This is a genomic window from Microbacterium sp., from assembly GCF_035556355.1.
Taxonomy (GTDB): Bacteria; Actinomycetota; Actinomycetes; order Actinomycetales; family Microbacteriaceae; genus Microbacterium.
Genome location: NZ_DATMFG010000054.1, coordinates 13,889 through 28,955 on the forward strand (window position 1 = coordinate 13,889; position 15,067 = coordinate 28,955).

General features: G+C 68.8%; 13 protein-coding genes. 11 read left to right on the forward strand and 2 right to left on the reverse strand.

All coding sequences use genetic code 11. The features are described from left to right. Positions 1-4: 4 nt before the first annotated feature. Complete coding sequence (locus VNR19_RS14600) at positions 5-3,721, reverse strand: ExeM/NucH family extracellular endonuclease (protein WP_325727992.1); 3,717 nt, start codon at positions 3,719-3,721, stop codon at positions 5-7. Positions 3,722-4,112: 391 nt separating this feature from the next. Here VNR19_RS14600 and rpsB point away from each other — a divergent pair, with 391 nt between their 5' ends. From rpsB to VNR19_RS14645, 9 genes are all read left to right on the forward strand, one after another. Beyond that, the gene (gene rpsB, locus VNR19_RS14605) at positions 4,113-5,060 is read left to right on the forward strand and encodes a 30S ribosomal protein S2 (RefSeq protein WP_325727994.1); all 948 of its coding nucleotides are present in this window, start codon (positions 4,113-4,115) and stop codon (positions 5,058-5,060) included. Positions 5,061-5,158: 98 nt separating this feature from the next. Further along, a complete protein-coding gene (tsf, locus tag VNR19_RS14610; RefSeq protein WP_325033702.1) occupies positions 5,159-5,986 on the forward strand; it encodes a translation elongation factor Ts in 828 nt (275 codons plus the stop codon). Between the two features lie 99 nt (positions 5,987-6,085). After that, positions 6,086-6,805, forward strand: a complete 720-nt coding sequence (pyrH, locus tag VNR19_RS14615) for a UMP kinase (RefSeq protein WP_179489894.1) — start codon at positions 6,086-6,088, stop codon at positions 6,803-6,805. 79 nt (positions 6,806-6,884) lie between these two features. After that, positions 6,885-7,439, forward strand: coding sequence for a ribosome recycling factor (frr, locus tag VNR19_RS14620; RefSeq protein ID WP_325727997.1), 555 nt, complete (start codon positions 6,885-6,887; stop codon positions 7,437-7,439). 8 nt (positions 7,440-7,447) lie between these two features. After that, complete coding sequence (locus VNR19_RS14625; RefSeq protein WP_325727999.1) at positions 7,448-8,542, forward strand: phosphatidate cytidylyltransferase; 1,095 nt, start codon at positions 7,448-7,450, stop codon at positions 8,540-8,542. Beyond that, positions 8,539-9,108 (forward strand): DivIVA domain-containing protein, encoded by a 570-nt coding sequence (locus VNR19_RS14630; protein ID WP_325728001.1) that lies wholly within the window; start codon positions 8,539-8,541, stop codon positions 9,106-9,108. The genes VNR19_RS14625 and VNR19_RS14630 overlap by 4 nt, the downstream gene beginning before the upstream one ends. A 91-nt stretch (positions 9,109-9,199) precedes the next feature. After that, on the forward strand, positions 9,200-9,940 hold the full coding sequence (locus tag VNR19_RS14635; protein ID WP_325728003.1) for an aggregation-promoting factor C-terminal-like domain-containing protein: 741 nt from the start codon (positions 9,200-9,202) through the stop codon (positions 9,938-9,940). 3 nt (positions 9,941-9,943) lie between these two features. After that, positions 9,944-10,228: an Rv1322 family protein gene (locus VNR19_RS14640; protein ID WP_325728005.1), complete on the forward strand. Its 285-nt coding sequence runs from the start codon at positions 9,944-9,946 to the stop codon at positions 10,226-10,228. A gap of 51 nt (positions 10,229-10,279) precedes the next feature. Then, complete coding sequence (locus VNR19_RS14645) at positions 10,280-11,008, forward strand: alpha/beta hydrolase (RefSeq protein WP_325728007.1); 729 nt, start codon at positions 10,280-10,282, stop codon at positions 11,006-11,008. A 24-nt stretch (positions 11,009-11,032) separates the two neighbouring features. Here VNR19_RS14645 and VNR19_RS14650 read toward each other — a convergent pair whose 3' ends face one another. Continuing rightward, positions 11,033-12,106, reverse strand: a complete 1,074-nt coding sequence (locus VNR19_RS14650) for an AI-2E family transporter (RefSeq protein WP_325728009.1) — start codon at positions 12,104-12,106, stop codon at positions 11,033-11,035. 173 nt (positions 12,107-12,279) lie between these two features. Between VNR19_RS14650 and VNR19_RS14655 the strand changes: the two genes are divergently transcribed. Then, on the forward strand, positions 12,280-14,115 hold the full coding sequence (locus VNR19_RS14655; protein WP_325728011.1) for a DUF8094 domain-containing protein: 1,836 nt from the start codon (positions 12,280-12,282) through the stop codon (positions 14,113-14,115). Then, entirely contained in the window at positions 14,112-15,050 is a 939-nt protein-coding gene (locus tag VNR19_RS14660) for a tetratricopeptide repeat protein (RefSeq protein WP_325728013.1), read from the forward strand. The genes VNR19_RS14655 and VNR19_RS14660 overlap by 4 nt, the downstream gene beginning before the upstream one ends. Positions 15,051-15,067 lie beyond the last annotated feature (17 nt).

Genomic DNA, 15,067 nt, shown 5'->3' on the forward strand with positions numbered 1-15,067 from the left:
CCGGTCAGCTGATCGGAATCACCACCGAGCTCGCGGTACCGACCGGGGTCGTGATCGCGAACCGGGCGTCACCGGTTGCGCCGTCCGGGATGGTGAACGTCACCGTGGCCGTGCCGGTCTCGTCAGTCGCCACCGTGTACGCCCGCGTCACGGGAGCCGTCGCGAGCACGGTGCCGTCGAACGACACCGAGACGGTGCCGGCCGGAGGCTCGGTGCGCGTGAACTCCAGCGACGACAGCGTCAGCGTGACCTGGTCGCCCGGGTCGTAGCCGTCCGCGTCGGGAGGCGACACGATCACACCGACCGCGCGTTGCGCGAGGTCGGGGGTGATCGTCCCGAACTCCTCGAGGTAGTCGACCATCGACTCGAGGTCGATCTTGCCGCTGTCGGACTTGCCTCCGCCCTCGGCGAGAGTGAAGAAGTTGTCTCCACCCGCGGCCAGGAACGAGTTCGCCCCGACGGAGTACGTGGCGGTCGGATCGATCGGCTCGCCGTTGAGCAGGATCTCGGTGATCCTGTCGCCCGGCGCTCCGTTCGGGTTGTAGGTGTATGTCATCTCCTTGCTCACACCGAGCTTGAGGAACGGACGCGACGAGCCTGCGGGCTGCCACTGCTCCTCGAGCACCTGCTTGATCTGCGCCCCCGTGAGCGTGAACGAGACGAGTGTGTTCGCGAAGGGCTGGACGTTCGCCGCCTCGCGGTATGTCACCTCACCCGATCCCAGATCGGCACGCAGGCCGCCCGGGTTCATGAACACGACATCCACGTTGCGCATGCCGTCGACGTTGAGCGCCCACTTCTGCACGTCCGCGACGAGGTTGCCGAGCGTCGACTCGCCCCCGCGGTTCTCCGGGAACGAGGTCTGGCCCGCAGGGTCGGCGAACACCGCACGACCGAAGTCCGCCGTCGCCTCGCCGATCACGACGTTGCCGAGCTCGTCGGCGACCGCGACCGCCTCCTGGACGATCGGCACGACCGCCGGGTCGTCCTCGAACAGAGGTGTCGAGCCGTCCATGAGCGAGAAGATCTCGTTCTTCATCGTGAACGTCTTCGACTTGCGGTCGTAGCGGATGTCCATCCGCGAGAACCGCTCACCGTACTGACCGCTCGAGATCACAGGGCGCCCGTCGATCACGTGGTTGTACGCGAGATGGGTGTGACCCGAGACGATCGCGTCGATGTTCCCGTTGGCGCCGAGGACGATCTTCCCGAACCGGCTGTTCGGATCGACTGCCGACGAGATGTCGGTCGTGGCCGCTCCCTCGTGCACGAGCAGGATGATGATGTCGGCCTCGCCGTTGTTCTTCTTCCCGTCGCTCAGCTGGTCCGCCACCCGGTTGACCGCCTCGGTCGGGTCACCGACGGTGATGTCGGCGATGCCGGACGGGCTGACCAGCGACGGCAGCTCGTCGGTCACGGCCCCGATGAAGCCGATCGTGACGCCCTTGAACGTCTGGGTCCAGTACTCCGGCAGCGCGGGCTTGCCGGTCGCCTTGTCGTAGACGTTGGCACCGAGGTACTCCCACAGAGCGAGGGGCATCACGCGATCCGTGAGGTCGGCGAAGCCCTGGTCGAACTCGTGGTTGCCGACCGCGCTCACGTCGAGGCCCGCCGCGTTGAGCGCCTCGATCGTGGGGACGTCGTCCTGGATGAACGACGTGAACGTCGATGCCCCGATCAGATCGCCTGCCGCGGCGAAGATCGTGTTCGGGTTCTGTGCGCGGATCTGCTTCACCGCGGTCGACAGCGCCGCGATGCCGCCCGACGGCGCCGACTGCTCGATGCGGCCGTGGAAGTCGTTGACCGTCACGAGGTCGATGTCGACCGTGCCGGGCGTGCCCTCCGTGCCCACTCCGACCAGGATCGGATCGTGGTCGCTCGAGCGGAACGGAGTGCCGGCCTCAGCCGCCGGACCCCAGTACTCGCGTCCCGACCACTCGGGCGAGTTGATCGACCACACGCCGACGCCGGTGACCTTGTCGGTCGCCGTCGGCGACGCGAGCACGTGGTCGAGCGAGCCCAGCTCGCCGTCGAACGTGTACGTGTACTGACCGCGGGCACGCGAGAAGAGGAGGTCGGTGTAGCCGGCATCCGTGAAGACCTTGATCGGGTCCTCCTTCGCGTAGGCGTTGAAGTCGCCGACGAGGTACACGTCGGTCTTCTGCCCGCGCTCGAGCGACGTGGCGAATGCCAGCAGCGACTCCGCCTGCTTCACACGATCGGCGTTGTACGGGCTGTCCGTGCCGAACTCGGGGTCGCCCTCGGACGCGCTCTTCGACTTGAAGTGGTTCGCGATGACGGTCACGAACTGCTTGCCGAACTTGAACGTCTGAGCGATCGGCTCACGAGCGTTCCCCCACACCGTCTCGTCGACGATCGTCTGCGCGGCGCCGTTGGTCTTGACGACCGCGGGCTTGTAGATGATCGCGTTGGTGATGACGTCGACGATGTCGGGGTTGTGCAGGGCCTTCGGGGTGCGGACGTAGTCCCACACCTTTCCGCCGGCGGCGGCGTTGAGGCCCGCGACGAGGTCGGCGAGCGCCTCATCCGGCTTCTCGCCGAGCTTCACGGAGTTCTCGATCTCCTGCAGGGCGACGATGTCGGCGTCGAGGGCGTTGATCGCCGAGACGATCTTCGACTTCTGGATCGCGAACTCCTCGGGGGTGTCCGCACCACGCGCGTTGGGGTTCTCAGTCGTCAGCGTCGTGAAGTAGTTCAGGACGTTGAATGCGGCGATCGTGACATCACCGCCGACATCCGGCACCGACGCGGGGCGGGGGTTCAGCGATGTGAACGTCGGCTTGACGGATACCGGGCTCGCGTCGTTGATCGGCACAGGCGGCTGCAGCCGCCACAGGTCGAACCCGTAGTCGAGCACGTAGCCCGTGGTCGGGAACGTCACGCGATCGCCGTTGCGGACGACCTGCCCCGCGGTGAAGTAGGGCTGCTCGCCCGGGTGGTCGACGTTCGCCGTCGAGACGCTGTATCCGTCGTCGAGCGCGATCCGGCTGTTCCGGTTCGCCGCCGTGATGCTGTTCGCCGCCGTGGAGCCGACGGGCTGCGTCTCGTACGCCTCGACCGGCATGGCCGAGCCGGCGTTCAGCCACAGCTCGCCGAAGTTGGTGAGGTTGTGGCTCGAGATCACGCGGTACGGCGAGGACGCGGTGCTCACCGGGGCGACGAGCATGCCTTCGAAGCCCTCGCGGGCGCTGTCGCCGACGACCGTCGCCGGGAGCGGAATCGGCGCGGGCGTTCCCACAGCTTTCTCGACGATCTCGACGGCACCTGCCGCGGACCCGTTGATCTGCGTGATCGTGCGCGGGTCGCGTACGAGGCCGGAGTTGTCGCGCCGGAACTCCGACACGGGGCCGGTGACATCGACGAGGTCGCCGATCTCGACGCCGGTCGCGGGGTTGTTGTTGAGGAAGACGAAGATGCCGTCCGACACGCGCGGGTCGGGATCGGTGCCTGCGCCCACGCCCTGCGTCTGGATGTAGATCCCTCGGTAGCCGCCGACCCGGTGATCGGCGGTGACGACGCCCCGAACCGTGACGGTCTGGCCGGCGACGGGTGATGTGTCCGTCGTTCCCTGGACTTGGGCGATCGTGTGGGTCGGCGTCGCCGCGGACGCGGGTGGCGCCATCATGAGGCTCGCGAGAAGGGCGCCGACCGCGGTGACGGTGACGACGGAGATTCGCGAGGCGGTACTGCGTCGTTGCATGACTCTCCTCGAGCTGTGCATCGGATGCCGTCTGGGGTGGCGTCGGGAGCGATGCACAGACAACTCGCAGACTACGAACCCAGCCCGGACAAGCCAAGAGGATCGCGACGATTCCGATGGATTTCCTTTCGCGTTCACCTCCGCGCCGCCGCGGCTCTGCCGAAAGGCGGACGGATGCCGCCGGCTGGTACACTTGGTCCCGCACTCCGCTCGTCGGAGTGACTCCGCGTGCCCAGAGCGTCGCGAACCGCGTGTTCGCCGGCGTGGCATCAACTCCCAACGGTCTCCTGGCAGGTTCAGGGGCGGGCGTGTGCCGGGCACCAGGCATGCCGGATCCACCGGCACGAATCAACCGCAAGAGGCGCGTGAGCGCCAGAGAAGGAGACCGGCCATGGCCGTCGTCACGATCCGCCAGCTGCTCGACAGCGGCGTCCACTTCGGGCACCAGACCCGCCGTTGGAACCCGAAGGTCAAGCGCTTCATCCTCACGGAGCGCTCGGGCATCCACATCATCGACCTCCAGCAGTCGCTGGCCTACATCGACAAGGCGTACGAGTTCGTCAAGGAGACCGTGGCCCACGGCGGCACGATCCTCTTCGTCGGCACGAAGAAGCAGGCTCAGGAGGTGCTCGCCGAGCAGGCGACCCGCGTCGGCCAGCCCTACGTCAACCAGCGCTGGCTCGGTGGCCTCCTCACGAACTTCGCGACGGTGTCGAAGCGCCTGGCGCGCATGAAGGAGCTCGAGGAGCTCGACTTCGACGACCCGGCGGCGAGCGGCCTGACGAAGAAGGAGCTGCTGCTCAAGAAGCGCGAGCTCGACAAGCTGCACAAGTCGCTCGGCGGTATCCGCAACCTCCAGAAGACGCCGTCGGCGATCTGGGTGGTCGACGCCAAGCGCGAGCACCTCGCGGTCGACGAGGCCAAGAAGCTCGGCATCCCGGTCATCGGCATCCTCGACACGAACGCCGATCCGGATGACTTCCAGTACCCGATCCCCGGCAACGACGACGCGATCCGCTCCGTGAGCCTGCTCACGCGCATCATCGCGGATGCCGCGGCCGAGGGCCTCATCCAGCGCCACCAGCCCGCGGCGGACGCCGACGAGGCCGCCGAGCCGCTGGCCGAGTGGGAGCGCGAGCTCCTCGAGCAGGGTGCGCCGGTCGTGACCGACGTCGCCGAGGTCGAGACCATCGCGACCGAGTCCGAGGCAGACAAGGCCGGTGCCGAGGCCGCCGCCGCGACCGCGGAGACCGCCGAGGCTGAGCCCGCCGAGGCTGAGGCCGAGACCGCTGAGGCCGAGACCCCCGCGGCCGAGCCCGCCGCCGAGTCCGCCGAGTAATCACTCGAACTTCGAACTCCGCCACGGCGGGATCGCTTTCCGGAGCGGTCCCGCCGAGGCATCCACGAGAACTCACGAACATCTAGGAGCCACGACCCATGGCAAACTTCACGATCGCCGACATCAAGGCGCTGCGCGAGCAGCTCGGCACGGGCATGGTCGACACCAAGAAGGCGCTCGAAGAGGCTGACGGCGACGTCGAGAAGGCCGTCGAGATCCTGCGCCTGAAGGGCGCGAAGGGCAACGCCAAGCGCGCCGACCGCTCGACGAGCGAGGGCCTCGTCGCCGCCAAGGAGCTGAACGGCAAGGTCACGATCATCGAGCTCGCGTGCGAGACCGACTTCGTCGCGAAGACCGAGCGCTTCATCTCGCTCGCCGACCAGGTGCTCGACGCGGCCGCCGCAGCCGGTGCCGACTCGGTGGAGGCAGCCCTGGCCGCACCCGCCGGCGACAAGACCGTCGAGCAGCTCATCTCCGACGAGGCCGCGATCATCGGCGAGAAGGTCGAGCTGCGTCGCGTCCGCACGCTGACGGGCGACAAGTTCGAGATCTACCTGCACAAGACGAACAAGGACCTGCCCCCGCAGGTCGGCGTCGTGCTCGCCTACACCGGTGACGACGCCGAGACGGCTCGCGCCCTCGCCCAGCACATCTCGTTCGCGAACCCGACGTACCTGTCGCGCGACGACGTGCCGGCCGCCGAGGTCGAGAAGGAGCGCGAGATCGTCACCGAGATCTCGCGCAACGAGGGCAAGCCCGAGGCCGCCCTCCCGAAGATCGTGGAGGGCCGCGTGAACGCGTACTTCAAGCAGGTCGCCCTCCTCGACCAGGACTACGCGCGCGACAACAAGCTGTCGGTCGCGCAGGTCGCGAAGGACGCCGGTCTCACCCTGACGGACTTCGCCCGTTTCAAGGTCGGCGCCTGACACGCGCACAAGGGCCCGCATCGTTCGCCGATGCGGGCCCTTTGCCGTGTGCTCCGGAACCCTTCGATAGGTTGTCGTAAGCGACGAGAGGAAGACACCGTGATCAACGAAGCGACCGGACGCCGTCGCGTCCTGCTCAAGCTGTCCGGCGAGGCGTTCGGCGGTGGCCAGCTCGGCGTCAACCCCGACGTCGTGAGTCAGATCGCCCGCGAGATCGCCGCGGCGGTCGACTCCGTCGAGATCGCGGTGGTCGTCGGCGGTGGCAACTTCTTCCGCGGCGCGGAGCTCAGCCAGCGCGGCATGGACCGCGGTCGCGCCGACTACATGGGCATGCTCGGCACCGTCATGAACGCGCTCGCGCTCCAGGACTTCCTCGAGCAGGCGGGCGCCGCGACGCGCGTCCAGTCGGCGATCTCGATGACGCAGGTCGCCGAGCCGTACATCCCGCGCCGCGCCGAGCGTCACATGGAGAAGGGCCGTGTCGTCATCTTCGGCGCAGGTGCGGGGCTGCCGTACTTCTCCACCGACACCGTCGCGGCACAGCGCGCCCTCGAGATCGGCGCCGACGAGGTGCTCGTCGCCAAGAACGGCGTCGACGGCGTGTACACCGCCGACCCCCGTCACGATCCCGACGCGACGCGCATCGACAGGATCACGTATCTCGACGCGCTCCAGCGGGGGCTCAAGGTCGTCGACTCGACCGCGTTCAGCCTGTGCATGGACAACAAGATGGACATGCGCGTGTTCGGCATGGAGCCGGCGGGAAACGTCACGAAGGCGCTTCTCGGCGAGTCGATCGGCACCCTCGTCACGACATGAGGCCGACGCGGTTCGCGCCCGTTCGGGAGCGGCCGCGCCGATAGACTGAATCATCCGCAGCTACGAGGGGAGTCCCACTGTGATCGCCGACGTCTTGGCAGATGCCGAGGTGCGCATGGATCGTGCCGTCGAGGCCGCGAAAGACGACTTCGCGACGGTGCGCACCGGACGCGCGAACCCGCAGCTCTTCCAGAAGCTCCTCGTCGAGTACTACGGCACGCCCACGCCGCTCGCGCAGCTCGCTTCGCTCAACAACCCTGAGGCACGCACGCTCATCGTGACGCCGTACGACAAGTCGGCGCTCAAGGCGATCGAGCAGGCGATCCGCGACATGCCGAACCTCGGTGCCAACCCGACGAACGACGGCAACATCATCCGCGTGACGCTTCCCGAGCTCACCGAAGAGCGTCGCAAGGAGTATGTGAAGCTCGTCCGCTCGAAGGCCGAAGACGCGCGCGTGCACGTGCGGGGCATCCGCCGCAAGGCCAAGGACGACCTCGACGCCTTGAAGAGCGAGGTGGGCGAAGACGAGCTCGTCCGCGCCGAGAAGGAGCTCGACGCCCTGACGCGCACGCACGTCGACGCGATCGACGACGCGCTCAAGCGCAAAGAGGCCGAGCTCCTCGAGGTCTGAGGATTCCCGTGACCGACACATCCGGGCCGGGCTCCGACCCCGCGAACACCCCGATGACAGGGGCGGATGCCGCGGGCAGGGACCCACGACCGGCGGGCGACGCACCGTTGACGCGCAAAGACGCGGCGGCGCGCCGCGCAACGACCCCTCCGGCCGACCAGGGTCCCGTGTTCCAGTCGCACATCCGCGCGGCGCGCACCGAGTTCGAGAGCCAGGTCGCGCATGCGCGCGCCGAGTTCGAGGAGGCGAACGAGCGCATCAAGCAGCGCACCGGACGCGACCTCATCCTCGCGACCCTCATCGGCCTCGCGATCGGCGCCGTGCTCGTCGCCTCGCTCGTGTTCTTCAAGTGGCCGTTCGTGATCTTCGCGCTGGCGGCCGCGCTGCTGGGCATCTTCGAGTTCGGCCGCGCGCTCATGGCTGCCGGGCGCCGCGTCGACATCGTTCCGCAGCTCATCGCCGGCGCGGCGCTCGTGCTCGCAGGCTTCTTCCTGTCTCCGTGGATGCTGTGGGTCACGGCGTTCGTGGCGGTCGCGTTCGTGATCGTGTGGCGGATCATCGGCCAGATGGCCCGCCGCGACGGTCGCCTGTACGGCGACGTGCTCGCCGACGTGCTCATCGCAGGGTTCATCCAGGTCTACGTGCCCTTCCTCACCGCGCTCTGCCTCGTGCTGCTGCAGCGCGACGGCGGCGAGTGGTGGGTGCTCGCGTTCATCATCGTCGCGGTCGCGGCCGACACCGGCGCGTACGCGACGGGTCTCACGCTCGGGCGTCATCCGATGGCCCCGCGGATCAGCCCGAAGAAGACGTGGGAGGGCTTCGCCGGCGCGGCCGTCGCGGCGATGGTGGCGGCGGTCCTGCTCGCGATCTTCATGCTCGACTTGCCGTGGTGGACGGGTTTGATCATCGGCCCGGTCATCCTCGCGTCGGCCACGATCGGCGACCTCGGTGAGTCGATGATCAAGCGCGACCTCGGCATCAAGGACATGAGCTCGTGGCTGCCCGGGCACGGTGGCGTGCTCGACCGCCTCGACTCCATCCTCCCGAGCGCTCCCGTCGCGCTCGCGCTCTCGTACCTCCTCGTCCCCTTGGCGGTCTCATGACGACGGCACCCACCGCTCGCCCCGCGTTCCCGCTCGCGCCCGGTCGCCGCAAGGGCTACGACCGCGAGGCGGTCGACGCGTTCCTGCTCCGCGCACGCACGGCGTTCGAGGCCGGCGACGCATCCGACGATCCCATGACATCCGCCGACATCCGGCAGGTGGCGTTCCCCCTCGTGCGTCACGGCTACGCGATCGAGGCTGTCGACGCGGCACTCGGTCGCATCGAAGACGCGTTCGCGGCCCGTGAGCGGCAGCAGGCGGTGGCCACCACCGGCGTGCGGGAGTGGGTCGGCCAGGCCCGTGAGACGGCCCAGGTCGTGCTCGACCGTCTCTCGCGCGAGCGCGGCCGGCGCTTCGACCGCGTCGGACCGCTCCGCTACGGCTACCGCATCGACGAGGTCGACATCGTCGCGGATCGCATCTCCCGGTTCCTCGAGAAGGGCGAGCCTCTGACGGTCGAACAGGTGCGCGGCGTGGCCTTCCGGATGCAGCGCAACGGCTACCGCGAGCTGCAGGTCGACGCCGTGCTCGACGCCGTCATCGAGGTCATGCTCGCGGTCACGTGAGTGCCGCTGCGGGTCGGCGCCATCTCGATGAGCGGTGCCCCGGGCCGGTCGCGTGGCACGCGCGGGACGCGGCGGCTAGACTCGGCACACTGTGACTCCCGGCAACGAGATGATTCCCGCGCCGCCCCTGCGTCGTCGCGTCCCGGCCACCACAGCCGATTCGCCCGCGCCGGCGCGGCGTGTGACGCCTGCGAAGCCGGTCGAGACGCGCTGGTCGCGTCGGCGTGGTGTGATGGGGGTCTTCGCGGCGGTCGCGGCGATCGCGTTCGTCGCCGCGTGGGCGGGACCGAGCGGTCTTCCGCTCACCGAGCAGGCGAGCGCCGAAGAGATCGCGCCCATCTCGCTGTACGCGAGTTCGCTCGGAGACGTGCAGTCGCTCGAAGTCGAGGCTGCCGAGGCCGCCGTCGCGAAGTTCGACCGCCCCACCTACGAGGTCTACGTCAAGCCCAAGCCCACTCCGACGCCCGTCGTGCAGCGCACATCGACGTCGTCGGGATCGGGGTGGCAGCCGCCGTTCGTCGCACCCGACCCGGGCACGGCCCAGGCCATCGCGTACGACATGGTGCGCGCACGCGGCTGGGGAGACGACCAGTTCGCGTGCTTGGTGGCCCTGTGGAACAAGGAGTCCGGCTGGCGCGTCAACGCGTACAACCGCTCGAGCGGCGCCTATGGCATCCCGCAGGCACTCCCGGGGAGCAAGATGGCGAGCGCCGGCGCCGACTGGGAGACGAACCCCGCGACGCAGATCGCATGGGGCCTCGGGTACATCGGCGGACGGTACGGGACCCCGTGCGGCGCGTGGGACCACTCGCAGCGCGTCGGTTGGTACTGACGGATGCCGCGGGCCAACCGCCGACGCAGGGAATCGTCGCACGACGACTCCCTCGCGCGCATGATCGCGGGCTGGAAGCGCACCGAGACGCGTCGCGGCGTGGAGTGGACCGTGCAGCCGGTCTCGGCCGCCCAGGCGCAGAAGCCGTACACGTGCCCGGGGTGCGGGCGCACGATCGAGCCCGGCACGGCGCACATCGTCGCGTGGCGTGCGGACGGCGTGCTGGGCGATCAGGCAGACCTCGCCGGCCGCCGGCACTGGCATCAGCACTGTTGGAAGATCGCCTGACCTCGCCGGGGGAGTGCCCGGCATCCGCCTGTCGTTGGAGGTGTCCCTCACGTGGAGATCCGTGGTCCGCTCATGCTGCCCGCGACACGGGAGGACATCGAGCTGCACACGCTCGATGGACTGACCCTCGTCGGCGAGCTCGCGCGCCCGCTCGAGAAGGATCCGGTCGCGACGCTGGTGACGCTGCATCCGCTGCCCACCGCCGGCGGGTTCATGGACTCCCACATCCTCCGCAAGGCGGCCGCACGGCTGCCCGCCCTCGCCGACCTCGCGGTCCTGCGCTTCAATACGCGCGGCACGACCTCACCGCGGGGGACGAGTGAGGGCGCGTTCGACGGCGGCCGGAGCGAGGCCTTCGACGTCGCGGCGGCGATGGATTTCGTGCGGGAGCGGGAGCTGCCGCATCCGTGGATCCTGGGCTGGTCGTTCGGTACCGAGCTCGCGCTCAAGTACGCGCGCGATCACGACGACGTCGCGGGGGTGATCCTGCTGTCTCCGCCGCTCCACCGCACGACCCCCGAGGAGGTGGCGGCGTGGGCGGGCGATCCTCGTCCGATGGTGATCGTCGTGCCCGAGTTCGACGACTACCTCCGCCCGGCTGAGGCGGCCGAGCGATTCGCCTCGATCCCGCACGCGACGCTCGTTCCGGTCGAGGGCGGCAAGCACTTGTGGGTCGGTGAGAGCCAGACGCGCCGCGTGCTCACCGAGATCGTCGCGGCCGTCAATCCCGACGCGCTCCCGCTCCCGGTCGAGTGGCACGGATCGGCTGAGCAGGCCTGACACCGGCCCGTCGCAGCGGCGGCGTCAGCGCTCGTTCTGCCGCGGGATGACGACCTGCCGGTAGATGATGAGGATGCTCGCCGCGACGGGGATCGCGATGAGAGCGCCCAGGAGCCCGAGCAGCGCACCGCCCGCGAGGGCCGCGATGACGACGACCGCTCCCGGTACCGAGACCGCGCGGTTCATGACGCGCGGCGAGATGACGTACGCCTCGATCTGCATGTAGACGAGGTAGTAGATCGCCGCGATGATCGCCGTCGTCGGAATGCCGAGACCGCCCGGCACGAGCAGGAGGATCAGCACGATGATGGCCGAGCCGGTGAGCGTTCCGACGAGTGGGATCAGCGAGAAGAAGAACGCGATCACGGCGAGCACCGCGGGGAACGGTGCCTGGATGATCGTCAGGAAGATCGCGCTCAGCACCCCGTTGATCACGCCCATCGTGAGCTGGCCGATGACGTAGTAGCCGACCGAGTCGGTGATCTGCTCGGACAGGTCGATGAAACGCTCGCGCTTCGACGCCGGCACGAGCTGGTACACCGCGCGCTTGAGCGACGGCGTCGACGCGGTGAAGTAGATCGTGAGGATCAGCACGATGAAGGCGCCGGCGAGGCCCGACACGACCGCGAAGCCCACGTTGATGACGCCGCCGGTGATCGAGCCCCAGTTGTCGACGAACCAGTCCTGCATGTTCGCAAGAGCGTCGTCGAGGAACTCGGGGGAGAGGCCGGGGAAGATGCCCGCGATCCATGTGCTGACGTCGTCGAAGAACTGGGGCAGAGTGCGGCTGCCGACGAACTCCTGGATCTCGCCGACGAGCTGGGCGATCTGATTCACGATGATCGGCACGACCATGAGGACGATGCCCGCGAACACGGCGAGCACCGCGAAGATCGTGATGAGCACGGCCGCCCAGCGCGGAAGCTTGCGGCGCTCGAGCCACGCGACGAACGGGTCGAGGCCGAGCGAGAGGAAGAGCGCCGTGCCGATGTAGAGCAGGATCGTCGACAGCGTCTGGATGCTGCTGATCAGCACGAGCCCGAGTCCCACTCCGAGTGTCGCGACGAAGGCGGTGCGGAAGGGGTGGTGGATCTTCACGAGCTCTCCGGTTCGTCATCGGGCCCAGCGGGGTATAGGTCAGGATACGCACACGGCACGCCGAGGTCGCGGATTGGTCCCTCCCACGCTCCTTTCAGCCGCTCTTCGCTACTCTGGACTGTCGAGTTCCTAGGCCCGTGCCCCGACCCCGGGCCAGTGAGAGGTTTCATTCCGTGCGTTTCGTGTGGGCCGTGGTGGCGTTCATCGTCGCCGCCGTGATGATCGGTGCGGGCATTGCTCAGCGCACTGTCTTCCAAGGGCCGAAGACCGAGACCGCGCCGATCTCGGTCGAGCAGGACGTGCCCTATCTGCTGATCGACGGTGCGGTGCTGAACAAGCTCCCCGGCGCGCAGACGCTTCGGGCGCAGGCCGACGGCGACATCTTCGCCGCTTACGGCCGAACCGCCGACATGGAGGCCTGGCTGTCCGACGCCGAGTACGCGTCGGCGACCCTCGACGACGAGGGCGAGATCCGCACCCGCATCGTCGAGCCCGAGCCGGTCGAAGAGCCGACGGATGCCGAGGCCGACGCCGCCGCTGAGGGCGAGGCATCGGCCGAAGAGGCGGAGGCGGAGCCCGGCCGCAATCCCGCAGGCTCGGACCTGTGGCTCGACGAGTTCAAGCAGTCCGACCTGCTCATCGAGCCCCTTCAGCTTCCCGAGGACATGAGCGTGCTCGTCGCCGTGGACGGCACCCAGCCCGCTCCGTCGAAGGTGAGCGTCTCCTGGCCGATCGAGAGCACGACCCCATGGGCCGGTCCTCTCATCGTCGGCGGCGGCATCGTGATGGCGATCGGCGTGCTGCTGTACATCCTCGGCATCCGACACGTCCGTCGCTCGCGCGGGCCGCGCCGCAAAGGCCTGCCGCTTCCTCCCACCGAGCCGATCGATCTGTCGATCGAGGGCGAGGACAAGGGCGTCATCTCGGCCGGTACGCCGACTCGCCGTGCAGTGACGGGTCGCCGCGCCTTCGCGATCCTCCCGGTCGTCGCCGTGTCCGCGCTCATGTTCACGGGCTGCACGCCCGACGCGTGGCCGCAGCTCGGCCCGACGCCGACGCCCACCCCGACGCAGACGGTCCTGGTGCCCGAGACCCAGCAGGCCCCTGCTGTCACGAGGGCGCAGGCCGACCGCATCCTCAGCCGCGTGTCGTCCACGGTCGCGGAGGCGGACGAGGCGCTCGACACGGAGCTCGCCGCGACGCGACTCGACGGTGCGGTGCTCGCCGAGCGCACCACGAACTACAAGCTGCGCGGCGCGATCTCCGACCGCGCGCCGCTGCCGGCGATCCCCACCAAGTCGCTCGAGATCATCCTGCCGCAGGCGTTCGACGGCTGGCCGCGCACGTTCATGGCGGTCGTGAGCGACGCCGACGACAAGACGGCGAACATCATGATGCTCTCGCAGGCCGACCAGTGGTCGCCCTACAAGCTGAATTACCTCGCCAACCTCGAGGCGTCGACCGTCATGCCCGAGATGGCGGCGTACTACGTGGGCGCCACTCAGGTGCCGCCCGACTCGGAGTTCCTCATGTTGGCCCCGAAGGACCTCGCCGCGGCGTACGCCGACATCATCGACAACGGCGAGAAGAGCGAGTATTGGAACCTCTTCGACGTCGAGAACGACCACTTCCGCCCCGGCGTCCTCGAGGACCGCAAGCGGCGGCTCGACGACTTCAACCAGACAGCGACGAACACGGGCAACCTGACCTTCAAGGCGGCGGCGGGAACGCATCCGCCGGTGGCTCTGGCGACGCTCGACAACGGCGCCATCGTCGCGGTCCACGTGCACGAGATGGAAGAGGCGAAGCCGACCAACGCCGACGCGGTCATCAAGCTCGGCGACAACACCGAGGTGAAGGCGCTGACGGGCGTCGATCAGTCCAGCACGGGAGTCACGACGACTTTCAGCGACCAGGTCTTCTTCTACGTGCCGGTGCTCGACTCCGACGAGAAGATCCAGCTCCTCGGGTATTCTTCGAACATCCTCGACGCGAAGGTGATCAAGTGACCGATGCCGCTCCGGGCGCCGCGCTTCGCGGCGCCGTGGATCTGTCCGCACTGCGCAACCGTCCGGCTTCTTCGTCGCAGGCCGCCGCGCCCGCGGCAGGCGGTCCGGCCGGCAACGTGCCGTCGTTGGTGATGGATGTCACCGACGAGACGTTCGGCTCTGCGCTCGAGCTCTCACGCACCGTCCCGGTCGTCGTCGACCTGTGGGCCGAGTGGTGCGGTCCGTGCAAGCAGCTCAGCCCGATCCTCGAGAAGGTCGTCACCGAGCTCGCGGGGCGCCTCGTGCTCGCGAAGGTCGACGTCGACGCGAACCCGCAGCTCGCGCAGGCCTTCCGCGCGCAGTCCATCCCGATGGTCGTCGCCCTCGTGGGTGGACAGCCCGTGCCGCTGTTCACGGGCGCAGTGCCCGAGCAGCAGGTGCGCGAGGTGTTCGCCCAGCTGCTGCAGCTCGCGGCGCAGAACGGGGTCACGGGCACGGTCGAGGTCAACGGCCAGGCGCCGGCGGCCCCCGAAGAGCCGCCGCTGCCGCCGCTGCACGCCGAGGCGTACGAGGCGATCGAGGCGGGCGACTACGCGCGTGCGATCACCGCCTACGAGAAGGCGCTGGCCGAGAACCCCCGCGACGCCGACGCACGCGCTGGACTCGGCCAGGTGAAACTGCTGTCGCGCGTTCAGGGTCTCGACCTGCAGTCGGCGCGCGACGCCGCGGCGGCGAATCCGACCGACGTCGAAGCGCAGCTGCGTGTGGCCGACCTCGACATCGCCGGTGGCCACGTCGACGACGCGTTCGATCGGCTGCTCGACCTGTTCGGCGCGCTGCCGTCCGACCAGCGCGCGCCCGTGCGCGAGCGTCTGCTCGAGCTCTTCGCGCTCGTCGGCGACGCGGATCCGCGTGTCGTCCGCGCGCGCGGTCGCCTGGCGAACCTGCTCTTCTGACCGAACCCGCCCGGGAT